Annotated in this window: 1 protein-coding gene; it reads left to right on the top strand. The window is 61.8% G+C overall.

Annotated features, from left to right (window positions below; genetic code table 11):
- Positions 1 to 9: 9 nt before the first annotated feature.
- The coding region (locus tag P0D89_RS54475) for a transposase (protein WP_408379933.1) at positions 10 to 285 on the top strand (276 nt) is incomplete at its 3' end.

The following is a 285-nucleotide window of genomic DNA, read 5'->3' as shown; positions in this document are numbered from 1 at the left end:
CTCGTCAAGCTGGCAGACAGCCTGCTGGCGAATTACCAGAAGCCGGAAGACCTGATAGGCGAGAACGGCCTGCTCAAGCAGCTTACCAGGATGCTGGTGGAGCGTGCGTTAGAGACGGAGATGTCCGAACACCTGGGCCATGGCAAAGGCGAAACGGTGACCAATGCCACGGGCAACACCCGTAATGGCCATAGCGCCAAGACGCTGCAGGGGGAGTTTGGCGAGTTGCCGCTCAATATCCCGCGCGACCGTCAGGGGGCGTTCGAGCCGAAGCTGGTGGAGCGC

It is taken from the genome of Paraburkholderia sp. RL18-085-BIA-A (genome assembly GCF_046027075.1).
GTDB lineage: Bacteria > Pseudomonadota > Gammaproteobacteria > Burkholderiales > Burkholderiaceae > Paraburkholderia.
The sequence above is the reverse complement of the archived record's forward strand: the minus strand, read 5'-3'. Positions and strand labels throughout refer to the sequence as shown.